Origin of the sequence: Streptomyces sp. CA-288835, from assembly GCF_050936385.1 — a bacterium.
GTDB lineage: Bacteria > Actinomycetota > Actinomycetes > Streptomycetales > Streptomycetaceae > Streptomyces.
Genome location: NZ_JBNJMW010000001.1, coordinates 2,213,356 through 2,234,367, shown reverse-complemented (window position 1 = coordinate 2,234,367; position 21,012 = coordinate 2,213,356). Strand labels below are relative to the sequence as shown.

Below are 21,012 nucleotides of genomic sequence, written 5' to 3'. Positions count from 1 at the left end.
GGAACTCTCGTCACTCGCGTTCTCCGTGATCGCGGACTTCGGGGCGGCGCCGGAGGATGCGGACTGGGGAGCCGAGCGGGATTCAGGGGTGCCGGTGTGCTGGGCCTTGAGCGGGTCCGGGGCCGTCAACTCAGGCCCGGAGGTGTCCAGTTGGCATGCCGCAGGATGGTGTGGACGGTCGCGCGGGAGGGGGTCAGACGGAGAGCGGTGTTGCGTGCGGTGACGGCCAGGGGGTGCGTCAGTTGTTGACCTATCCGGCCGGCCTGGCGGGCGGCGCGGGCGACGGACTGAGTGCGCGGGCGGCGTTCGGTGTCGTAACGGGACAGCGCTGATTCGACGGTGGGCTCGGTGGCGAGTGTGGCGGCCAGCACGACGGCGTCCTCCAGTGCCTGGCAAGCGCCCTGGCCGAGGTTGGGGGTCATGGCGTGGGCGGCGTCACCGAGCAGGACGGTCCGGTCCGCGGTGAAGGCGGGCAAGGGCGTTGCCAGTTCGTGGATGTCGTGGTGCAGGACCGCTTCCGGCCGGGTCGCGTCCAGCAGCGCGGGGATCGGGTCGTGCCAGGTGCCGAAGCGGCGGCGCATCGTGGCAAGGGCGTCCGTATGCCGCACGCCGGGCGGCGAGTTGAGCACCGCGTGCCACTCGGCCCGGCCGTCGGCGAACGCGATGTGGCCGAACTCGGCGCCCTTGCCCCAGGTCAGTTCGAAGTCGGTGTCCAGCTCGACCGGGCGCTCGGTGATGGCGCGTAATACGGTCGATCCGCTGTAGGCCGGGCCGGGGTGCTGGGGGAACAGTTGGGCGCGCAGCCGGCTGCCCACTCCGTCGGCGGCCACGACCAGGTCCGCTTCCAGGGCGGTGTCCCCGAGCGGTATCCGCATCCGGCTCGGGTCGGTGCGGTCGATGGACGTCACCTCGGCCCCGACCACCAAGCACTCGGACGGCAGTGCCGTACGCAGCAGGTGGTGCAGCGTGGCCCGAGGGATGCCGACGATCGGCGTGCCCAGCTCGCGCTCAAGAGCGGTCCCGTCCATCCGGGCCAGCCAGCCGCCACTTGGGACACGGGTGCCCCCGGTGTACTGCGGCCGGGCGGCTGCGCGTACCGCCTCGCCGACGCCGAGGGTGTCCAGGGCGCGGATGCCGTTGGCGTGCAGGGAGATGCCCGCGCCCACATCGGCCAGGACGGGGGATCGTTCGACAACCGTCACCTTCCAGCCGACCAGCCGCAGACCGATTGCGGCGGCCAGCCCGCCGATGCCTCCGCCCACCACCACGGCGCTGCCACCCATGCCGCCGCCCTCCCCTCGTCCGCCCGCCGTACTCTTTCTACAGATGTAGAAGGAGAGTACCCCGCCCCTCTACAGGTGTAGAAAAGGGGGATGCCCACAGACCGACGTACCGTCCTCGCCGACGCGGCCATCGACGTGCTCGCCGATACTGGAATCCGAGGGCTGACCCATCGCGCCGTGGACCGGGCGGCGAATCTGCCCTCCGGCACCACATCCGCCTACTTCCGCACCCGCCAAGCACTGCTCACCGCACTGGTCCGGCGCCTGGTCGCCCTCGACCAGGCAGAACTCCAGGCGATCGGAGAGCAGACACCCGTGCCGCGGGACGCCGAGGAACTGGCAGCCGGAATCGCCGCCTTCATCGATCACCGGCTCACGGGAGACGGACGCCGACGCTCCCTCGCGCGCTACGCGTGTGCCCTCGAGAGCGTGCACCATCCCGAGCTGCGGGAGATCCTCCTGCCACGCCAGAACGCCGGACGCCAAGTCGTACGCGACTTCCTGACCGCGCAAGGCGTCGCAGCCGATGACGCCGAGGACCGCACCGTCACGCTGCTGACCTGCGTGGACGGGCTGGTCTTCGACCGCCTGGTAGGCGGCGGAACCGTGTCGGCCGAGGAGATCCGCGGACTGGTGGCGGCGGCCCTGCGGTAGCCCACAGCCAGTCCGGGGCGGCGGACGTCACGTCGTAGGGCGGGCAGCAAGACCTTCGCCGCCTCACCGCCCTGGGCCGGGAGCTGAGCGGACCGCAGTACGGTGGAGCCGCGCAGGTCGCACACCGGGCGCGGCCGCACGGCGTTGTCGCAGCGGCCTGACCCAGCCAGGACTCCTCCGCTGTCAGGACGGGCGAGTGTGCGGTTCTTCGCGCCCCGTGGCGGACCGCTGCCCCGTACCGTGCATTTCAGGCTCTCAGCTGAAGATGTCCAGGAGGTCCGGCCAGGAGCCGCCGTCGTTGTTGGCGGGGCGGGCCCGTATCGGGCGCGGCTCTGGGTAGGTTGCCGCTGCGGCCCTCGCGCGGACGATTTCCGGCCCGCCGCACGCCGCGACCGCGAAGGCGCCGAAAACCTTGGCGAACGCGGCCGGGTCGCGAAACTCCACGCCGAACGCCCGGCCGTCCTGCAGCGGTACCCACACCACCCGTTCGACCCGTGTCCATTCCAGCACCGGCTGGTCGTCCGCAGTCGACCGCCCTTCCAGCCACAGCCGCGCAACGTGCAGCAGGTTCACCTTCTCCATCGGCAGCCGCTTGCGCCGTACACGCAGTTCACGCGTCGTCAGCGTGACCAGCTGATCCTTCTTCGAATACCAGACGACGCCGATCCCGAACGGCACCCACAGCAGGATCCCGATCAACGGCCAGACCAGAGCGTCGCCCCACGATCGGAGCAGCCCGCCGTCCAACAGAGACAGGACCCCGAAGACCAGAACCCACTTCGCCGTCATCCGCCAGAATCCGGTGCCCTGCCGGTAAAGGACCCGCCGCTTCATCGTCATCGTCATACCCGCACGCTATCCACCGCCCCGCAGCTCCCAACAAAGCCGGCTGTGCGTCAAAGCCATCCCCTGGGATGACAACTTCCCCGGGCACGATCGCTTCTACGCGTTCGACAAGCTGGGCAACCGGCTCGAATTCCTTGAACCTGCCCGGGATCGCTGACGTCAGGTCCACGACGGGTCACGCAGCATGTCGCCCTCCCCTTCGTCCCGTACGCGTACGCCTGCGCCTGCTCACCGGTATCAGCAGTGCAGCCAGGCCTCCCAGGGTCGCCGCGGCCACCCACCACGCGAGCGGTATGGAGCTCTCGTCGCTCGCGTTCGCGGTGGTGGCGGACTTTGGGGCGTTGCCGGAGGGGAGGGGAGTGGTGCGGGAGGTTGCTGAGGGGCTCGCGGTGCTCTTGCCCGAGGTCAGGACTACGTCGTTGCCGTCGCCGCCTCGGTAGGTGATCTGGTACTCGGTCTTGCCCAGCTTGACCTTGGCGCCTTCCTTCAGGCCCTTGAACGTGCCCTTCGTCTTCGCCTTGCCGGTGTGGTCGATCACGGTGACCGTCTTTGACGGAGTCCCAGCAGCCGCGGAGGTCGGCTCGACCACCAGCTTCCCGCCCAGCCGCAGCGCGCCCCCGACCTTCAACGCCTTGTCCTTCACGGTCAGTTGACCGCCCCCGCCCTGCGTGTAGTCCCCGGTCACCGTCACCCCGCCGGAGACCTTCCCCCTACCCGTATTGGTCACCACCCCGACGACCTTGCCCTTGCCGGCCAACGACGAGCTCAAGTTCAGTACCCCACCCGGCGCATTGCGCACATCCAGCCGCGCACCCGACGACGTAAGCCGGATCCCCTTGCTGCGCTCCAGGCTCGCCCCATCCAGCGCCAGCGTGCCCTTCGTGACGGTCGTCGTCCCCGAGTACGTCACGCCACTCGACAGCGTCGTCGTCGCCGCCCCCGACTGCGTAAGCGAGCCGCTGCCGCTGATCTTGGACAAGGTGATCGGCTTGGCTGCATTGCGCAGCACCAGCGAGCCATCGTTGACGAGCTTGTAGAGATCCCCCTTCGTATACAGCCCGCCGTCGCCGCCAGACTTGCCGCTGCCCAAGCGCAGCACCGCGCCCTTCTCGACCGTCGTCGAGCCGTTGTAGTACTGGACGGCGGCGAAGGTGACGTCGTTGCCCGGCGTCCCCTTGATTACGATGTCGCCGGCGCCGGGGGCGGAGAGCGTGTCGTGGAAGACGCCGCCGCCGATCGGGGCGCCGAGCGTCACGGGTCCGTTGTAGTTGAAGGTGAGCAGTGAACGGGACCTGGCCGACAGCAAGTTGATGTATACGGTCTCGGCGGTGCCCGGCATGAAGATCTTGTTCGTGGTGCCATCGCCCCACTGGACGTTGGCGCCCTTGATGTTGGTGCCGCGCTTGTTGATGTTCTTGTGCGCGGGCGTCCAGTTCAGGGCGGGGTCGCTGAGTGAGGGGTTGGTGTCGCCGCCCTGGTTCGACCAGCTGTACTGGCCGGTCAGGACGACCTTGCTACCGGGCCGGGACTGGACGTTGATGTCGCTGCCGTACTCGCGCTGGTAGAAGTCCATGCGCTGGGTGACGGTCTGGCCCAGCGGGGTGTCGACGGTCCAGGTGCCCTGGTTGAGGACCTTGCGCATGTTGGGCAGTGACGTCGCGTACTCCGGTCGTCCGGAGTTCGCCTGTGTGCCGTTGTCGATCACCCCTGAGAAGGGGTGGGTGCCCGAGATGTCCCAGGTGCCCCAGAGGAACCTCGGCTGGGTGATCAGCCCGGAGCCGCTGATGGTGCCCAGGTTGTAGGCGCTCGTCATGGAGAGCCGCAGGGTGCCGTCGACCCGTACGTTGTTCTGGTTGAGCCGGAACGCCGGGGTGTTGTACGGGAAGTGGCCGATCAGCCCGGTGGTGCCGCCGTTGCCGTACTGCAGGGTCGCGCCGCGCTCGACCGTGATCGCGGGCGGGTCCGGGTTGGTCGTGGTGACGTACGGGTGGTTGCCGCCCTGCGTCCGGACCGCTTGCCGTTGCCGGGACTTCGGCAGCGTGAAGTCGCTGTCCTTGGTCAGGATCAGGGTGCCGGAGCCGCGCACGGTGAGCGTGCCCTCGCCCCGGAACACCCCGTTGTACGTGGTCTTCCCGGCCGGCACCGTCACCACCGTGTCGCCGTCGAGCGTCACGTCGCGGCCCGCGAGTACCGCCGCGGTGACGTCGTCGGCCGCGGCCGGTGCCGCCATCGCGCTCGGCGTACTGATCACTGTCGCGACGACCGCCAGCGCCGCGCCCGCTCCTGCTGCCCGTACACGGATGTTCTTGTTCACGCCTGTGGAGACGGGAGCAGGGCGGGGGCGATAACAAAAACTTGGGTCCGAACTTCAGATCCGAAAGTATCGGACTTTTTCTAAGCTCCTGACCCGTTGACCTCCCTGTAACACACCCTTACCGTTTCGGCGTTCGGAATGACAGATACCGTTCGATATTGCGAATGGTCGAGTGTGAGGGAACCGTATGAGCCGCCTTGACGAGACCCCCGACATCCCCAGCCGCAGACTCGTCCTGAAGGGCGCCCTCGCCGCGGGCGCGCTCACCGCCGTGCCCGGAATCGCCCAGGCCGCCACCCCGGACGCCGCCGGCGGGAGCCGCTCGTACGTCAACCCGCTCGTCCGCAACCGCGCCGACCCGCACATCCACCGTCACACCGACCACCGCTACTACTTCACGGCCACCTCCCCGGAGTACGACCGCATCATCCTGCGCCGCTCCCGCACCCTGCGCGGCATCGCGACCGCCGACGAGGCCGTCATCTGGCGCAAGCACGCCACCGGCGTCATGGGCGCGCACATCTGGGCGCCGGAGATCCATCACATCGACGGCAAGTGGTACATCTACTTCGCCTCCGCGCCCGCCGAGGACATCTGGGCGATCCGCATCTGGGTCCTGGAGAACTCCCACCGCGACCCGTTCAAGGGCACCTGGGTGGAACGCGGCCAGCTCAAGACGGCCTGGGAGACGTTCTCGCTCGACGCCACCACCTTCACGCACCGCGGCACCCGCTACCTCTCCTGGGCGCAGCACGAGCCCGGCATGGACAACAACACCGCCGTCTGGCTGTCGAAGATGGCCGACCCGCTGACCCTGACGGGTCCTCAAGTGCGGCTCACCACACCGGAGTACGACTGGGAGACCATCGGCTTCAAGGTCAACGAGGGCGCGTCGTTCATCAAGCGCAACGGCCGCATCTTCATGTCGTACTCGGCCAGCGCGACCGACCACAACTACTGCATGGGCCTGCTCACGGTGGACGCCGACGCCGACCTCATGAACCCGGCGAACTGGTCGAAGTCACCGACCCCGGTGTTCACCAGCAACGACACCACCAAGCAGTACGGCCCCGGCCACAACTGCTTCACCGTCGCCGAGGACGGCCGCACCGACGTCCTCGTCTACCACGCCCGCCAGTACAAGGAGATCGTCGGCGACCCGCTGAACGACCCCAACCGCCACACCCGTATCCAGAAGCTCCGCTGGAAGCCGGACGGCACACCGGACTTCGGCACCCCTGTCGCCGACACCCCCGCCCGGGGTTGAGGGCGACCACCCCCAACTGACCGGCTTCGCACGTCACTTCACCGTTCTGAAGGAGAGTGTCCAGATGCCACATGCTGGGATAAGACGTTCCGTAGCACGACGTGGTGGAGCCGGACGCGCTGGGGTGAGACGTCTGTACGCCGTCCTCGTCGCCCTCTGTCTCGCGGTCGCCGGAGCACTCGCGACCGCGGGCCCCGCCCAGGCGGCGCCCCAGACCATCACAAACGGCACGCAGTTCACCGACACTTCGGGCAACGCCCTGCACGCGCACGGCGGCGGCGTCATCAAGGTCGGCTCGTACTACTACTGGTTCGGCGAGAACCGGAACTCCGACAACACCTTCCGCTTCGTGTCGGCCTACCGCTCCACCGACCTGAAGAACTGGGAGTTCCGCAACCACGTCCTGACCGAGGCCACCGACCCGGAGCTGGCGACCGCCAACATCGAGCGGCCGAAGGTCATGTACAACGCCGCCACCGGCAAGTACGTGATGTGGATGCACAAGGAGAACGGCGTCGACTACAGCGAGGCCCGCGCAGCCGTCGCCGTCTCGGACACCGTCGACGGCGACTACGAGTGGCAGGGCAGCTTCCGCCCGCTGGGCCAGCACATGTCCCGTGACATCACCGTCTTCACCGACACCGACGGCACCGGCTACATGGTGTCCGCCGCCCGCGAGAACTACGACCTGCACATCTACCGGCTGACTAGCGACTACACCGGCATCGCCGCCCTGGTCGCCGACCCCTGGCACGGCGGCCACCGCGAGGCCCCGGCCCTCTTCAAGCGCAACGGCGTGTACTTCATGCTGACTTCGGGCGCCACGGGCTGGAACCCGAACCAGCAGCAGTACGCGACAGCCACCTCGCTCGCCGGTCCCTGGACGGCGATGCGCAACATCGGCGACTCGACGACGTACGGCTCGCAGACCGCGTACGTCCTTCCCGTGCAGGGCAGTTCGGGCACCTCCTACCTCTACATGGGCGACCGCTGGGGCAACTCCTTCGGCGGGACGGTCAACGACTCGCGGTACGTCTGGCTGCCGCTGACTTTCTCGAACAACACCACGATGTCCATGTCCTGGTATCCGGAGGTCACCATCGACACGGCCGCCGGGACGATCACCGGACGGGGCGGCCCGTACGAGACGCTGACCGCCCGGCACAGCGGCAAGTGCGCCGACGTCTCCGACCAGTCGATCCTCGGGGGCGCCCAGATCAAGCAGTGGACCTGCAACGGAGGCGGCAACCAGCGGTTCTGGTTCAAGGATCTCGGCAACGGACACGCCCAGCTGATGGCCCGTCACAGCTCGCTGTGCCTGCGGGAGAACGCCTCCAACGTCACCCAGGAAGCCTGCTCCACCTCCGCCACCACCCAGCAGTGGTCGGTCACCACCTCCGGCGGCTACGTCACGCTGAAGTCCCGCGCCAGCGGTGAGTGCTTGGACGTGAACGGCGCGTCGACCGCCGATGGGGCCGCGATCATCACGTACGCCTGCAATGGGGGGACCAACCAGCAGTGGGCTCGGGCCAGTTGAGCCCGACTCCGGGAATGGTTCACTGATTGGTTCACTCCGTCTGGTGGAGGAGCAGTTCGGCTGACTCCTCCACCAGACGGTGCAGGACCGGTACGTGGGTTTCGTCGCCGCCGAGTTCGATGAGGAGGCGTTGGGCTTTGTCGCGGAAGCGGGCCAGGTCGACTCGGTAGTGGTGAAGGGCGGAGGGGGCGAGCAGGGATTTCGTGAGTTCCGACCTCGCTTCTTCGGAAATTCTCGCGGCGGCGTGCAGGTTCAGGAGATGGTTCTTGGATGCGGGTGACGCGTTTTCGAGGGCGCAGGCGAAGAGGTAGGTGACCGTTCCGTTCCGCAGGTCCTCATTGCGGCCGGAGAGGATGTCTTCCTGGTCGTTGAACAGTTGCCACAGGATGCCGAAGACGTCGCCGAAGTCGCGCCACTTCTGTATTCGTTCGTGTTCCGCGCCGGCCAATATCGCGCCCATCGCGGTGATCATGCCAAAGGGTGCTCCGGATTTGCCTCGGTAGGTTTTGATCACCGAGTCGCGGGTGGCGTCGGCGGCGTCTCGGCGCAGGTCGTTCAACTGGCCTTCGGTGCCGGTGATCCAGCAGGTCGCGAGTTCGGTGACCAGGGCGCCTCGCACTGAATCGGGGACCTGCTGCGAGTGGATGATGCGCAGGGGGAGGCTGTTTCCGCTGATGATCGATGCGAGCAGGGCCTCGTTTCCGCCGAGTTCGCGGGAAACGGTCGCTGCCTGGCCGTCGGCCAAGTCGTCGAGATAGCAGGCGGAAGTCCACCACAGGACATGGATCGCGGAGAGGGGAACGGCCGGTCCGGGGTCTCCCGTTTCGGCGCCGTGTACCAGGAGCGGCAGTACTTGTAGGGGGTACCTGAACGTTTGGTGTCGGAGGAGATCGGTGACGGCGTTCTGGACTGTGGTTGAGGAGGGGCCGAGTTGTTCGATGCCGGAATTCAGTTCCGCGTCGATATCCGTGGAGAACTGGTGGTACAGGTCCAGATATGAGGTGGAATTCATGGTGAGTCCCTCTTTGTTGTGCCGCTCGTCTCTCGGTTCGGTCGATTCGATCACTCCGATACACGTGTCAACCAGGGCGCCTTCCAGCCACGGCTGGCTTCATTCCGGTGGTGCGGAAGCGAGGTGGCGCACGCATCTAGAAAGCGCTTGCCGTCGCGGGGTACGGTCCAGCGACCAGGAGAAGCCGCCCTGTTGGAGGAGCCGCGTTGAAACGACTCAGACGCACGCTGATGGCCGTGTTGGCCGCGCTGACTGTCGCTACGGGGCTGTCCGCTACGTCGGCTTCTGCCGCGAGCCCGGCTTCTGCCGCCGCCCCGGCCTCGTCTGCCGCCTCGGCTTCGTTCGCCGCCTCGGCGCGGGCGGGCGGTCACGGCACGGGTCTGGAGAACTGCACCTCGACTGCCTGTCACTTCGATGTCCTGCCCGGCACGTATGACGTGCGTGTCCTGCTCGGCGGCGACACGGCCGCTAGTACCGGCATCAGTGGCGAGACTCGCCGCACGCTCCTTCCCGAGACGGCCACGGCGGCGGGCGAGCGCGTGGCTCGTAGCTTCACCGTGAACGTCCGTACCCCTGAGGGCGAACCCACGGGCCCGGAGGGCACCCTCGGCCTCGACCTCGTGCTCGGTGGCTCGGCTCCTGCGCTGGCCGGTATCCGCGTTACGCCGGCCCGGCATGGTCGGCAGATCTTCGTCGTCGGCGACTCCACGTCCTGCGATCAGCCGGGCGCGCCGTACTCCGGCTGGGGGCAGCAGTTGCCGCAGTACCTCCGCAGGGGCCTGTCGGTCGCCAACTATGCAGATTCCGGGGAGAGTACGGTCAGTTACCTTGAGAATCCCGCGCTCTTCGCGACCGTTCAGCCGCTGATTCGCAAGGGGGATCTGGTTCTCATCCAGCTTGCGCATAACGACAAGCAGACCGATGAGGCGACGTATCGGGCCAACCTCGAGGCGCTTGTTGCGGGTGTGCGCGAACGGGGTGGGCGGCCTGTGTTGCTCACGCCCATCGTTCGGCGGTGGTTCAGTGCCGATGGCACTCTCAACAACGGCACGGCGCTGTTGGTCAACGGGCTTGGCGTTGACCACCCTGCCGTCACTCGCGCCGTGGCCGCCGCGCACGGCGTGCCGCTCGTCGATATGACCGCCAAGACCAAGGCGTTGGTGGAGTCGTTTGGTGTTGAGGGCTCCAAGGCGCTGTATCTGTACAACGAGAAGCGGGATAACACGCACACCTCCGCGCATGGCGCGACCGTTTATGCGGACCTTGTCCGTGATGAGCTGGTTGCTCAGCGGCTGGTCCCTAGGGGCCTTGTGAGGTGACACAGACCCTGGGGCGTCCCGACCGGAACCGGGGCGCCTCAGGTATACCTCGGTGTTCAGTTCCCCAGGCTCGCCCCTTCCCGAAACTGGGGCTGTGCCCCAGACCCCCCGCCACGGGGTGGGTGTTGGGTTGTGTCGCGGCTGCGGGCCGGTGGGGGCTGGTCGCGCAGTTCCCCGCGCCCCTGATGGGGCGCTGATGCTGCACCACACTTGACCAAGGCCCCCTAGACAGGAAGCACGACCCAATGATCGCTGGCGTTCCCGAGGACGATCGCACCCTCAGCCCGTACACCGGCTATACGCGCGCCCATTGGGAGGCCGCGGCCGACTCCCTGCTTGCCGCCGTGGAGCCCTACGCCTCCGAGGATCGCGCGCTGTATCACCTGCCCGGCGAGCGCGAGAGCTGGTCGGGGCGGCTGTCCGATGGGCTGGAGGGGTATGCCCGTACGCTCCTGCTGGCGGCCTTTCGGCGGGACGAGAAGGCACTTGCGCGGTACGCCGACGGGCTTGCCGCCGGGACCGCGGGTGTGTGGCCGCGGATCGAGGACCGTAGCCAGCCGCTCGTTGAGGCCGCATCGATCGCCCTTGCCCTGCGGCTGACCCGGCCCCTCCTGTGGGACCGTCTTGACGACGGTGTGCGGCAGCGGGCGGCGGCCTGGCTCGGCGACGCGCTGACCGCTGAAGCCTGGCCCTGCAACTGGGAGTTGTTCCCGGTCACTGTGGGCGGCTTTCTGGAGGAGATCGGGTACGAGGTCGAGTCATCGCGGGCGGCGATCGACCGCGGTCTTGACCGGATCGAGCAGTGGTACGTCGGTGATGGCTGGTACACCGATGGCGACGGCCGCAAGTTTGACTACTACAACGGCTGGGCGATGCACCTGTACCCGGTGCTGCACGCCTGGCTCGCCGACGACACGCGTCTGCTCGACCTGTATGGCGGCCGGCTGTCCACCCATCTCGCCGACTACGCCTGCCTGTTCGGCGGTAACGGCGCCCCTATGCACCAGGGCCGCTCCCTCACGTACCGTTTCGCGACGACCGCGCCGCTGTGGCTGGGCGCCCTCACCGGGCGTACGCCACTGCCGCCGGGCCAGACGCGACGGCTGGCCTCCGGGGCCCTGCGCTACTTCCTCGACCGGGGAGCAGTCGACGACCGCGGCCTCCTCACCCTCGGCTGGCACGGCCCCAACTCCGGTGTCCTGCAAGGCTATTCGGGCCCTGCCTCCCCGTACTGGGCGAGCAAGGGCTTCCTCGGACTGCTCCTCCCCGCGGACCACGAGGTGTGGACGGCGACCGAGGAGCCCGGCCCGGTGGAGCGGCAGGACGAGGTGCGGCCGGTCGGGTCGCCCAACTGGCTGCTGCAGTCGACCAGTTCGGACGGCTTGGTCCGCCTCCATAACCACGGCAGCGAGGACGTCCGCTACGACCCGTACTACACACGGCTCGCGTACTCGACGGTGACGGCGCCTTCAGAGACGTACGACAACAGTGTGATCGTTGACGGGGACGCGAGCCGAAGCGGCATTGAGCCGTTGGGAGTTGGTGATGGCTGGGTGGCTTCGCGGCACGAGGCGGGTGGCGGTGCGCGGGTCACGAGCCTGGTTGTGGCGTCCGGTGCAGTGGAGGTGCGTGCGCACCTGGTGACGGGCGCGCCTCCCGGAACCGCCGTGCGCGTCACGGGCTGGTCGACGGGGGAGGGCCAAGGCAGTCAAGAGGGACTGCGGGCTGAACTCCTCCCGGCCTTCGGCCTGTTGGGCACGTCCGCCCTGACCGGCGTGACGGGCGAGGAGGCCACCTTGTTCGTAGCCCTCGCCCGCCTCACCGCCGAACAGAGCCCCCTCCCGCTCCAGGCCCTGGTGTCCGTGGAGGTGGAGGGGGCGTATGAGATGTACGTCCGCTGGGCCGACGGCCCCGAGACGCGGTTCCGGTTCAGCGCTCCAGACGGGCGATCCGCAGGGTTTTCGTGGTCGGTGACGCCCCTGTGAGCGCCGTCGAGTAGGACGGCTCGCGACTTACATAGTTTTCTGTATAGTTTAGTTCCATGACGATACTGCGCGACGCCCACGAACTGACGGTGACCGAGGCATCCCAGCGTGGTGTGGCCAAGCTTGTCGCAGAAGCCGAGCAGGGCTCGGATCTGGTCGTCACACGGCGCCATCGGCCCGTGGCAGCCGTCGTCGGAATGGACCGGCTCGCCGCTCTGGAGGCTGCCGCCTCCGACCTGCACGATCTTGCGCTCGTACTGGCCCGGAGCGCCTCTGACACTGGGCAGCGAACCTCGCTCGACGACGTACTCGCCGCCTTCGGGCACACACGCGAGTCCCTCGACGCTCTGCCGGACGACGACTGAGCCATGCCTGAGATCACTTTCACGGACGCCGCCATTGACGATCTTCGGCGTATCGGCCCCGACGCCGTGCCCAAGGTGCTCAAAAAGGTTCTTCTTCCCTTGGACGACCCAGCCGCCGGATATCCGCTGGGAGGCGAGCTGACCGGCTATCGCAAGCTGATCGTTGGTCGGAACACCTGGCGAGTCGTCTATCGGATCACCGAGGACAAGTCGGTGGAGGTCTGCGAGATGCGGGCTGTCGGCGCCAGAGCCGACGCGGAGGTGTACGAGGAGGCAACCGCACGAGTGCGGGAGGCCGGAGTGGCGCTGCCTGAGTTCGGGCAGCTCTCCGAGGTTGTGGAGCGGCTCGGCCGCCTGGCCGGGGACACCACCGTACGCGTGGAGGCGGTCCGGGAGCCCGTGCCCGACTGGCTGGCCAACCGTCTGATCCACACTGCCGGCATCCCTCGTGAGCGGGTAGCCGCGCTGGACTTGGAGGCGGCGGTCGACCTGTGGGCCCAGTTCACGGCGCGCACGCGGTAGTCGCTGGTCTGCGGCCGCCGACATCCGGGCCGGGCGCACGCCCAGTGGGAGCGTTCCCGCGTACGCCCAGGTGGAGGCGCTGAGCCCGCGTCGAGGGGGCTGATCCTGGTACGGTTATAGCTTTCGTGGGTACGTAGCCCTGTGGACTCCGACCGGCAAGGGACCGAGGAAACCATGGATATGGAGATCCCCGGCGACAAGCGACTGGCCGCCGCCGTTGTGATGCACAAAGGGCGTGTGCTGCTGGTGCGGCGTAGTGAGACCGAGCGGTTTCTGCCCCGGGTGTGGGGAGTGCCCTGCGGGAAGCTCGATCCGGGGGAGAGCCCGGAGGACGGCGTTCTGCGGGAGTTGAAGGAAGAGACCGGGCTGCTCGGCGAGGTCGTCCGGAAGGTCGGCGAATCGTCGTTCGTGAGCGAGTATCGCGGGCACGAGGTCAAGAACTGGCAGGACAACTTCCTGGTCAGGCCCCTCTCCCGGCATATCACGCTGCCCGAGCCGGACCAGGCGTACGCCTGGCTGAGTCCGGCTGAGCTGAGCAGCGTCGACATCGACGAGTACAACCTCGAGATCGTGCGCCAGGCGCTCCAGCGCCCATGAGCAGGGCCCAAGGGCTCAGCTCCTGAGCAGCTCCGCCAGCGCGGCGAGTTCGCTCAGATACTCCTCCACCCTCAGCGGCACCTTCGGCACCGCGCCCGGATGCGGTCCCGCCGCCGTGAACACATCGGTGTGGCGGCGCCGTCCGCTGCCCGTCTCCAGGAAGAGCGTCACCGTCGGCTCCGCTGTCTCCGTCCAGGCGCGGTGCAGGGTGTTGGCGGGGAGGGCGTACGTGCTGCCCGCCGCGTATTCCGCCACGTGCGTCAGGTGCAGCCGGGACGGGCCCGCGGGTTCCAGGAGCCAGTCGGCGGACTCGTCGGGGGACAGGGACTCCTGGTAGCGGTCCGCCTCGACTCCGCCGTCGGGCACGGGGGCGTACAACTCCATCGTCAGGCGCCCGCGTACGACATACGAGGCAAGCGGGGAACGGTGGTTGTGGATGTCCTCCTTGCCGACCGCGCCGCGGCCTGCGTGCCACAGGTGGGCGCGCAGCATGTGGTGCGGGCCGCCGTCGATGAGGAGGAGCTTGTCGAAGCCGAGGACATGGCGGTACGAGAGCCGGGCGCAGCCCTCCGGATCGCCCTCGCCGGAGGCGAGTTCGGCGGTCAGCTCCAGCAGCCGGTCGGGGGAGCCGAGTTCGGCGATGACGGTGCGGGCCGCCAACACCCGTTCGTGCTCAGGCAGTTCGCCGTCCAGTGCCTCGGCCAGCAGCCGTCGCGCCGCCTGGACCTGCCGACCACCCATGCACGCTCCCTCCGACTCAGTCATGCGGCTGGTACATCCATACGGCATGAGCGCGCAGCGCCGAAAGCCCCTGATAGGTCATCCACATGGGACGGCGCAGCTCACTGGTGGTGTCCTCGCGGGGCCAGGTCCAGATGCCGTCCGTCTGCGCCGCCCACACGGCGGTGGCCGCGCCGTCCAGCCGCTCACGCCACTCCGCCTCCATGCCGTCCTCGCGCGCGATGTCGCGGGCGCCCGAGGTGAGCAGGGCGCGGACGACCCAGGAGGCGGTGAAGTGTCGTACGTTCAGGACCTCGTGGCGGGACGGGTCGTCGGGGCGCGGGCGTCGCACCTCCTCGCGGAGGCTGGTCAGGTCGAGGCACTCGTGGTGCGGGGCGTCCGGGCAGGCCAGCAGCCAGCGGATGCCGTCCTCGCGGGCGGCGCGGGCGTTGGCGCTCTCGCCCAGGACACGGGCCGCGCGGTCCAGGGCGACCACGGCCTGCGAGGTGTGCAGGGCGGAGGGCGGGCCGTGCCGGGGCGCCAGGCGGTAGCTCCAGCAGCGGCGGTGCCGGCGGCGCGGGTCCGTGATGGCGCCGTCGACGAGGGCCTCCCGGAGCAGCGGCAGTATGTCCGAGCGGGGTGCGGCGCGCAGCAGGCCGCGCAGCACGGTCGTCACGACATGCGTCAACTCGCGCCCTGCACGGTCGAGTTCGAGAGTGAAGCCGGACTCGCAGCGCGCCACCTCGGCGGCCACCCGGTCCGGGTCCACACCGGCCCGTGCCATGGCGCCGAGTACCAGCGCGGTCACCTCGGGCCGGGCCACCGTCCCCTGCGAGCGCGCCGACCAGCCGCCGTCCGGCAGGCGCAGCCGCCACAGCGTCTCGACCAGGTCGCCCGTGCTCAGCCGCCCGTCCGGGACGCCGAGATCGAGCGCGATGTGCAGCCCGTACGCCGTACCGACCGGCGTCGGCCGGCCCGCGCTCTCGCCGAGCGAGTGGGGCCAGCCGGTGAGCCGCCCGCACTCCGGATCGTCGACGACGCAGAGCTGCCCGGTGAGCGTGTCGTACGCCGACGAGAACAGCTGGGGGAGGGGCCCCGGCCCGGACAGCGACGCTGATCCCGCGGTGAACTGTCCGTTCCCCGCAGGCGCGTTGCGCTCCGACCGCGCCCGCAGCAGCTCCGCCGCCAGCCAGGCCGACAGCGCCGTACCGAGTCCGGCGACCCCCGCGATCGCATACCGCGCGGCCTGCCCCTCGATGCTGTCCGGCAACAGGCCGAACAGCGCCTGGAACACGGCGTAACCGGCGGCCGCGCAGCCGAAGCCGCCCAGCCACCGTACGAAACGGGGTGGCCGGGGACCGTGCGGCACGGGCGGCTCGGGATCCGTTCTCAACGGCCCCCGTCCCAGCTGCTGTTGCGTCAAGGCGCGCTCCCTCCCCAGGGGCGGCACATGTGGGTCATGGCGAAGCTTCCAGTCTAAGTGGTCAGAGGGACGCCTGGTGTTGGGACCGGAGGCAGCCTCTCCATCGGTGACGCATCGGTACGCATCGGTGATACCCGGGTGATACCCGGTGGCCTCAGGAAGACTTCCTCTCCACCTGGTTCTCCCTTTGGTCCTCCTTGGGCCAGTGCTCCAGGAGTACGTGCAGGGCGTCCAGGGCCCGCTCCCAGGACGCCTGTACGTCGCGTGGGGCGCTGAAGCCGCCGCCGGCCTCGAGGCTGCAGTAACCGTGGAAGGTGCTGCGCAACAGCCGTACGGCGTCCGTGAGATCGGGCTCCGACAGCCCGTAGCCGCGCAGCATTCCGTACGTCACCTCGGCGGTCCGGCGCAGTACCTCGGACTCGGCGGCCACGGCCGGGTCGACCCGGATCTGCGTGGCCGCGTACCGTCCGGGGTGCTCCAGCGCGTACTCCCGGTAGGCGTCGGCGAACGCGACCAGCGCGTCCTTGCCGGCCCGCCCGGCCACGGCGAGCTCGATCCGGCCGATCATCTCGCCGCCGGCCAGCAACGCGAGCCGCGTGTGCAGCTCCCGTACGTTCTTGACGTGCGAGTACAGACTGGCGTCCTTCACGCCGAACCGCCGCGCCAGCGCGGTGACGGTGACGTTCTCGAACCCGACCGCGTCCGCGAGCACGGCGGCGGCCTCGACCACGCGGGCGGTTGTGAGCCCGGCACGGGCCATGGGCGGTTACCTCCTGAGGTATGGATCACAGACTTCGTGAGCTACATGAGTTGAGACGATACGCATCGTCTTGCTACCATGAGCGCATGGCTTTCTTCTGCTTTCTCTGAGTCCGGGCACGGCCCATACCGCCGTTTCTGCTGCCCGTAGACATCTCGCATCCTCAGGGAAAGTCCTATGCGCGAACGCGCCCATACTGCCGTGCCCGCTGCCGTGGCACAGCTGTCCGTCAAGAACGTCACCAAGTCGTACGGCACCCGGACCGTCCTCGACCAGGTCACCTTCACCGTCCGCCCGGGCGAGAAGGCCGCCGTCATCGGCGAGAACGGCTCCGGCAAGTCCACTCTGCTACGGCTGCTGGCCGCGGCAGAGGTGCTGGACGCCGGGGAGATCACCGTCCACTTTCCTGGCGGCACCGGCCACCTCGCCCAGACCCTCGACCTCGACCCGGGCTCCACCGTGCAGGACGCCGTCGATCTCGCCCTCACCGAACTGCGCGACATGGAGCGCCGGCTGCGCGCGGCGGAGGAACGCCTCGGCGAGGCGTCGGAGGACGAACTCGCCGCGTACGGCGAGCTGTTGATCGCGTACGAGGAACGCGGCGGTTACGAGGCGGATGCCCGCGTCGACGCCGCCATGCACGGGCTCGGGCTCGCCGGGATCACCCGCGACCGCGTGCTCGGCTCGCTCTCCGGCGGCGAGCAGTCGCGTCTCGCGCTCGCCTGCGTGCTGGCCGCCGTTCCCGAGCTGCTGCTCCTCGACGAGCCGACGAACCACCTCGACGCATCGGCCGTCCACTGGCTCGAGGAGCATCTGCGCGCGCACCGCGGCACCGTTGTCGCGGTCACCCACGACCGCGGCTTCCTGGAGCGCATCGCCACCACGATCCTCGAGGTCGACCGGGACGCGCGCACGGTGTACCGGTACGGCGACGGCTGGGCCGGCTACCGCGCTGCGAAGGCCGCCGCCCGCCGCCGCGCGGAGCAGGAGTACGCGGACTGGCTCGAGGAGGTGACCCGTACCGAGGAGTTGCTCGAGGCCGCCGGGAGGCAGCTGGCCACCACCGGCAAGGACCCGCGGCAGGGCTTCGGCAAGCACCGCCGCTCGCACGAGGCGAAGCTCGGCGGGCAGGTGCGGGCGGTCCGGGAGCGGCTGGCCCACCTGCGGCGCAACCCGGTGGCGGCACCGCCGGAACCGCTGAGGTTCACGGCGGCCCTGTCCTCGGCGGACGGAGAGCATCCTGCCGACCGCCCGCTCGTCGAGCTCGACGGCGTGGCGGTCGGCGAGCGGCTGCGTCTGGACAGGCCGCTGACGATCGCGCCCGGGCAGCGGCTGTTGGTCACGGGCGAGAACGGGGCGGGCAAGACGACGCTACTGCGCGTCCTGGCGGGCGATCTGGAGCCGGACGCGGGCACGGTACGCCGCTCCGCCCGGATCGGGTACCTGGCACAGGAGCTGCCCGCGCGCTCCACCCGGCTCCCGCTTCTCGCCGCCTTCGCGGCCGGACGGCCGGGGCTGCCGGAGGAGTACACCGAACAGCTGCTGGCACTGGGCCTGTTCCGCGAGGAGGACCTGCACGTCCCGGTCGCGGCGCTGTCAGCGGGGCAGCAGCGGCGGTTGCAGATCGCGAGCCTGGTGACCCGGCCCGCGGACCTTCTCGTACTCGACGAGCCCACGAACCACGTCGCGCTCGACCTGGTCGAGGACCTGGAGGGGGCACTCGCGGCCTACCCGGGCGCGGTGGTCGCGGTCTCGCACGACCGCGGCTTCCGCGAGCGGTTCCCAGGACAGCGACTGGAGCTGTGCGGCGGCCGCAGACGCTGACTGTCGACCCTGCCGGGCCGCGACCCTGGCCCGGCAGGACCTGCGGCAAGCGCTGCGGCGGGGGCTTAACGCCTCAACCTGTCCATCCGTCAGAGATTCACCTGGAACGATTGGAACGACTGAGCCATGACCGATTTCGTGACACCACAGGAGGCCGCCCGCCGCACCTCCGCGGCAGTCGACGCGGCAGTCGGAGCGGGGCGCGATCTCGGACTCACCGTGACTGATGCCTCGGTACTCCACGACGTTTTCTCCGTCGTCGTCCACCTCGCGCCCTCACCGGTCGTGGCCAGGATTCCCACGGTCCTGCCGCGCTCCTCGAGCCTCGATTCCCTGACGCACCGCCAGCGGACGGAACTGGACGTGACGCGGTGGCTCGCCGACCAGGGAACCCCCGTGATCCCTCCCAGTCCTCTCGTGCCGAGGGAACCCGTTCAGCGCGACGGGTTCTCGATGACGTTCTGGCAGTTCGTCGAGGAGGACCGGGACAAAGAGCCCGACTACGTGGCGAACTCGGAAAGCACCGCCGACCTGCACGCCGCGATGCGCCCATACCCGGGCAGGCTGTCGTATCTGTCCTCGGCCGAACCGCAGTTCATCGCCGAAAGCCTCGCTCTGCTCGAAGAGCGCCCCGACCTCATCGGTCCGGCCGATCTGGACCGCGCACGCCGCGAGTGGCAGATCCTGGAACCTCTCGTGCGCTCACGCACGGCCTTCGAGACACGGTTCCCGGGAATCGACCTCCAGCCCATCCACGGCGACTCCCCACCCGCGAACATCTTCTTCGGGACGGACGGGGACCTCTACGCCGACTTCGAGCTGGTCACACTGGGCCCCGTCGAGTGGGACCTGGCCGCCCTCGGGCCCGACCTCGAATCCGCCTACAACCGCGGTGCGCGGCGCAACGGCATGAGGCCGTTGAACGAGGAAGTCCTGAGCTTCGTGAACGCCGTGGGAATGCTGCGGGTCATCGCCTCCCTCACGCTGGTGCCCCAACTGCCTGTGCTGATCGAGTACTTGAAGCCCTCCGTCGACCACTGGCAGACAACGCCGTTCGCCGGTGACATCCTCCGTTGAGCGGGACGACCTCGCGGTCGGCCGTCCCGCCATTGACCTGACGGCGTTTCACCTCAGCGGATCGGCGCGTACAGCACCCCCAGCTTGTCGATCTCCGTGCCCGCGCGGCCCGTGAAGCCGACGATCTGCCAGCCTGCCGGGGCCGTGTACGTCACGGTGTTCGAGGTGGGTGAACCGGCCGACACCGTACGGGAATTGTCCGTGGTGAAGGCCGCCGAGAAGATGCGCGTGTGGCCGTTCCTCTGGCCGCTGGTGAGCTTCACCGAGGTGAGGTGCTCGTCGGCGGCCAGGTTGAGGGACGTGGCCGTGCCGCCCGTACCGCCGTGGGTGAGGGACGCCGTAGCGCCGTCGTGGGTCAGGGATACGCCGTCCAGGCGGGAGGCGCCGCGCAGGGTGAGTGTGCGCGGTGCGGGCGTGGCCGGGAGGTCGTCCGCGTCGTTGAAGGCGGTGCCGTGCGGGCCGCCGAAGGTGTCGCTGGCGCGGAGGTTCGAAGGCAGTTTCCAGGAGAAGTCGACCGTGTGCGGGAAGTGGTCGGAGAGGTTGCCGCCGGCCTCGTCCAGGAACTTGGACCAGTCGTTGTTGTAGCGGGTGGCGTCGAGGTCCACCAGGTCGCTGCCGCGGTAGAGGATCTTGTCAACCACCTCGCAGTCGTTCGTCGGCTCCTTCTCCGGGCACACGAGCGCTTCGCTGCCCTGCGCGGGGGCGTTGCCGCCGCGGATCAGGTCGACCCAGGGGTCGCTGAGGCCGTTCTCGTTCACGAGCGTGCGGATGTTGTCGCCCGCGCGCGTGTAGCGGGTGTTGGTGTCGCCCATGACGATCACCGCGTTGCCCGCCGAGTTCGCCTTGATGAAGTCGGAGAGCTGGCTGATGTTAGCGCGGCGGGCCGCGAGGGCGGCGTCGTCGGAGTCTGCGTTCGTGTGCACGTTGTACAGGTCGACGAAGACGCCCTCAGCGAGCCGGACCCGGGCCAGTGAAAAGCCCTTCGGGGTCAGGCAGTTGGTGCCGGTGCACTTGTTCCACTTCACCCGCTGGAAGTCGTCGAACCAGTAGTCCGAGAGGGTGTTGAGGCCGTCGCCGAACGGGACGCCGCCGCTGGTCGCGGTGCGGTGCGGGTGGTTGTCGCCTGCGTACAGCGCCGCGTGGTAGTTGAAGTCCTCCTGCACGTTGACGATGTCGTACGCCCCGAGTCGCGGGGAGATCAGCGGGGTGTTCTTCGCCGGCTTGCCGGAACTCAGGCCCTCCGGGAGGCCCGCGACGTTGTACGCGAGGACGTTGAAGGTGCCCGACGAGGGGGCGGCGGCCGCCGCCGCGGATCCCGTGGACGCGGCGGGAGCGCTTGCCGTGGCGGTGGTGGCGAGACCGGTCAGGGTCAGCGCGCCCGCCACAAACGTTCCGATGAGCCTCTTCATGGGGGGTGTCTCCTGGGGACGGAGGAACGGAAGTGGGAGCTGAACGGTGCTCAGGTTCGAGGTCAACTCGGCTGCTGTACAGGGGCCGTTGGGAGAAC

Annotated in this window: 18 protein-coding genes and 1 pseudogene; 11 read left to right on the top strand and 8 right to left on the bottom strand. The window is 68.9% G+C overall.

The window, feature by feature from the left end; genetic code table 11:
• Positions 1-125 precede the first annotated feature (125 nt).
• Positions 126-1,283: an FAD-dependent monooxygenase gene (locus ACQEVY_RS10095; protein WP_432946985.1), complete on the bottom strand. Its 1,158-nt coding sequence runs from the start codon at positions 1,281-1,283 to the stop codon at positions 126-128.
• A 90-nt stretch (positions 1,284-1,373) separates the two neighbouring features.
• Between ACQEVY_RS10095 and ACQEVY_RS10090 the strand changes: the two genes are divergently transcribed.
• A complete protein-coding gene (locus tag ACQEVY_RS10090) occupies positions 1,374-1,937 on the top strand; it encodes a TetR/AcrR family transcriptional regulator (protein ID WP_432946983.1) in 564 nt (187 codons plus the stop codon).
• 255 nt (positions 1,938-2,192) lie between these two features.
• Here ACQEVY_RS10090 and ACQEVY_RS10085 read toward each other — a convergent pair whose 3' ends face one another.
• Entirely contained in the window at positions 2,193-2,771 is a 579-nt protein-coding gene (locus tag ACQEVY_RS10085) for a hypothetical protein (RefSeq protein WP_432946981.1), read from the bottom strand.
• 70 nt (positions 2,772-2,841) lie between these two features.
• On the opposite strand from ACQEVY_RS10085, the pseudogene ACQEVY_RS10080 reads away from it, so the two are divergent.
• Positions 2,842-2,940: pseudogene (locus tag ACQEVY_RS10080) on the top strand (glyoxalase); the annotation flags it as partial.
• Between the two features lie 18 nt (positions 2,941-2,958).
• On the opposite strand, the gene ACQEVY_RS10075 reads toward ACQEVY_RS10080, so the two are convergent.
• Entirely contained in the window at positions 2,959-5,013 is a 2,055-nt protein-coding gene (locus ACQEVY_RS10075; RefSeq protein ID WP_432955156.1) for an autotransporter, read from the bottom strand.
• A 271-nt stretch (positions 5,014-5,284) separates the two neighbouring features.
• Here ACQEVY_RS10075 and ACQEVY_RS10070 point away from each other — a divergent pair, with 271 nt between their 5' ends.
• Positions 5,285-6,364 carry a glycoside hydrolase family 43 protein gene (locus ACQEVY_RS10070; protein ID WP_432946979.1) on the top strand — a complete coding sequence of 360 codons (1,080 nt, stop codon included), beginning with the start codon at positions 5,285-5,287 and terminating at the stop codon, positions 6,362-6,364.
• Positions 6,365-6,488: 124 nt separating this feature from the next.
• The gene (locus ACQEVY_RS10065) at positions 6,489-7,901 is read left to right on the top strand and encodes an RICIN domain-containing protein (protein WP_432946977.1); all 1,413 of its coding nucleotides are present in this window, start codon (positions 6,489-6,491) and stop codon (positions 7,899-7,901) included.
• 31 nt (positions 7,902-7,932) lie between these two features.
• Here the strand turns inward: ACQEVY_RS10065 and ACQEVY_RS10060 are convergent, their stop codons facing one another.
• Positions 7,933-8,913 (bottom strand): polyprenyl synthetase family protein, encoded by a 981-nt coding sequence (locus ACQEVY_RS10060; protein WP_432946975.1) that lies wholly within the window; start codon positions 8,911-8,913, stop codon positions 7,933-7,935.
• Positions 8,914-9,143: 230 nt separating this feature from the next.
• Here ACQEVY_RS10060 and ACQEVY_RS10055 point away from each other — a divergent pair, with 230 nt between their 5' ends.
• From ACQEVY_RS10055 to ACQEVY_RS10035, 5 genes are all read left to right on the top strand, one after another.
• Positions 9,144-10,232, top strand: a complete 1,089-nt coding sequence (locus tag ACQEVY_RS10055; protein ID WP_432955154.1) for a rhamnogalacturonan acetylesterase — start codon at positions 9,144-9,146, stop codon at positions 10,230-10,232.
• A 245-nt stretch (positions 10,233-10,477) separates the two neighbouring features.
• A complete protein-coding gene (locus ACQEVY_RS10050) occupies positions 10,478-12,217 on the top strand; it encodes a DUF2264 domain-containing protein (protein WP_432946973.1) in 1,740 nt (579 codons plus the stop codon).
• Between the two features lie 56 nt (positions 12,218-12,273).
• A complete protein-coding gene (locus ACQEVY_RS10045; protein WP_328767860.1) occupies positions 12,274-12,582 on the top strand; it encodes a type II toxin-antitoxin system Phd/YefM family antitoxin in 309 nt (102 codons plus the stop codon).
• A 3-nt stretch (positions 12,583-12,585) separates the two neighbouring features.
• Positions 12,586-13,104 carry a type II toxin-antitoxin system RelE family toxin gene (locus tag ACQEVY_RS10040; RefSeq protein ID WP_432946970.1) on the top strand — a complete coding sequence of 173 codons (519 nt, stop codon included), beginning with the start codon at positions 12,586-12,588 and terminating at the stop codon, positions 13,102-13,104.
• Positions 13,105-13,278: 174 nt separating this feature from the next.
• On the top strand, positions 13,279-13,701 hold the full coding sequence (locus ACQEVY_RS10035) for an NUDIX hydrolase (protein ID WP_432946968.1): 423 nt from the start codon (positions 13,279-13,281) through the stop codon (positions 13,699-13,701).
• A 15-nt stretch (positions 13,702-13,716) separates the two neighbouring features.
• Here the strand turns inward: ACQEVY_RS10035 and ACQEVY_RS10030 are convergent, their stop codons facing one another.
• From ACQEVY_RS10030 to ACQEVY_RS10020, 3 genes are all read right to left on the bottom strand, one after another.
• Positions 13,717-14,442 (bottom strand): hypothetical protein, encoded by a 726-nt coding sequence (locus ACQEVY_RS10030; protein ID WP_432946966.1) that lies wholly within the window; start codon positions 14,440-14,442, stop codon positions 13,717-13,719.
• A 16-nt stretch (positions 14,443-14,458) separates the two neighbouring features.
• Positions 14,459-15,844 carry a hypothetical protein gene (locus ACQEVY_RS10025; RefSeq protein ID WP_432946964.1) on the bottom strand — a complete coding sequence of 462 codons (1,386 nt, stop codon included), beginning with the start codon at positions 15,842-15,844 and terminating at the stop codon, positions 14,459-14,461.
• Positions 15,845-15,998: 154 nt separating this feature from the next.
• Positions 15,999-16,604, bottom strand: coding sequence for a TetR/AcrR family transcriptional regulator (locus tag ACQEVY_RS10020; RefSeq protein WP_432946962.1), 606 nt, complete (start codon positions 16,602-16,604; stop codon positions 15,999-16,001).
• Positions 16,605-16,781: 177 nt separating this feature from the next.
• Between ACQEVY_RS10020 and abc-f the strand changes: the two genes are divergently transcribed.
• On the top strand, positions 16,782-18,428 hold the full coding sequence (gene abc-f / locus ACQEVY_RS10015) for a ribosomal protection-like ABC-F family protein (protein WP_432946960.1): 1,647 nt from the start codon (positions 16,782-16,784) through the stop codon (positions 18,426-18,428).
• 126 nt (positions 18,429-18,554) lie between these two features.
• Positions 18,555-19,505: a phosphotransferase gene (locus tag ACQEVY_RS10010; RefSeq protein WP_432946958.1), complete on the top strand. Its 951-nt coding sequence runs from the start codon at positions 18,555-18,557 to the stop codon at positions 19,503-19,505.
• 53 nt (positions 19,506-19,558) lie between these two features.
• On the opposite strand, the gene ACQEVY_RS10005 is transcribed toward ACQEVY_RS10010, so the two are convergent.
• On the bottom strand, positions 19,559-20,914 hold the full coding sequence (locus ACQEVY_RS10005; protein ID WP_432946956.1) for a jacalin-like lectin: 1,356 nt from the start codon (positions 20,912-20,914) through the stop codon (positions 19,559-19,561).
• Between the last annotated feature and the right edge of the window lie 98 nt (positions 20,915-21,012).

What these genes read in the sequence shown, in the direction of transcription:
- ACQEVY_RS10060 (WP_432946975.1), bottom strand. Translation starts at nt 8,913, where the DNA reads ATGAATTCCACCTCATATCTGGACCTGTACCACCAGTTCTCCACGGAT.
- ACQEVY_RS10055 (WP_432955154.1), top strand. Translation starts at nt 9,144, where the DNA reads ATGGCCGTGTTGGCCGCGCTGACTGTCGCTACGGGGCTGTCCGCTACG.
- ACQEVY_RS10035 (WP_432946968.1), top strand. Translation starts at nt 13,279, where the DNA reads ATGGATATGGAGATCCCCGGCGACAAGCGACTGGCCGCCGCCGTTGTG.
- ACQEVY_RS10005 (WP_432946956.1), bottom strand. Translation starts at nt 20,914, where the DNA reads ATGAAGAGGCTCATCGGAACGTTTGTGGCGGGCGCGCTGACCCTGACC.
- ACQEVY_RS10040 (WP_432946970.1), top strand. Translation starts at nt 12,586, where the DNA reads ATGCCTGAGATCACTTTCACGGACGCCGCCATTGACGATCTTCGGCGT.
- ACQEVY_RS10075 (WP_432955156.1), bottom strand. Translation starts at nt 5,013, where the DNA reads ATGGCGGCACCGGCCGCGGCCGACGACGTCACCGCGGCGGTACTCGCG.
- ACQEVY_RS10090 (WP_432946983.1), top strand. Translation starts at nt 1,374, where the DNA reads ATGCCCACAGACCGACGTACCGTCCTCGCCGACGCGGCCATCGACGTG.
- ACQEVY_RS10050 (WP_432946973.1), top strand. Translation starts at nt 10,478, where the DNA reads ATGATCGCTGGCGTTCCCGAGGACGATCGCACCCTCAGCCCGTACACC.
- ACQEVY_RS10070 (WP_432946979.1), top strand. Translation starts at nt 5,285, where the DNA reads ATGAGCCGCCTTGACGAGACCCCCGACATCCCCAGCCGCAGACTCGTC.
- ACQEVY_RS10095 (WP_432946985.1), bottom strand. Translation starts at nt 1,283, where the DNA reads ATGGGTGGCAGCGCCGTGGTGGTGGGCGGAGGCATCGGCGGGCTGGCC.
- ACQEVY_RS10045 (WP_328767860.1), top strand. Translation starts at nt 12,274, where the DNA reads ATGACGATACTGCGCGACGCCCACGAACTGACGGTGACCGAGGCATCC.
- ACQEVY_RS10085 (WP_432946981.1), bottom strand. Translation starts at nt 2,771, where the DNA reads ATGAAGCGGCGGGTCCTTTACCGGCAGGGCACCGGATTCTGGCGGATG.
- ACQEVY_RS10010 (WP_432946958.1), top strand. Translation starts at nt 18,555, where the DNA reads ATGACCGATTTCGTGACACCACAGGAGGCCGCCCGCCGCACCTCCGCG.
- ACQEVY_RS10030 (WP_432946966.1), bottom strand. Translation starts at nt 14,442, where the DNA reads ATGGGTGGTCGGCAGGTCCAGGCGGCGCGACGGCTGCTGGCCGAGGCA.
- abc-f (WP_432946960.1), top strand. Translation starts at nt 16,782, where the DNA reads ATGCGCGAACGCGCCCATACTGCCGTGCCCGCTGCCGTGGCACAGCTG.
- ACQEVY_RS10020 (WP_432946962.1), bottom strand. Translation starts at nt 16,604, where the DNA reads ATGGCCCGTGCCGGGCTCACAACCGCCCGCGTGGTCGAGGCCGCCGCC.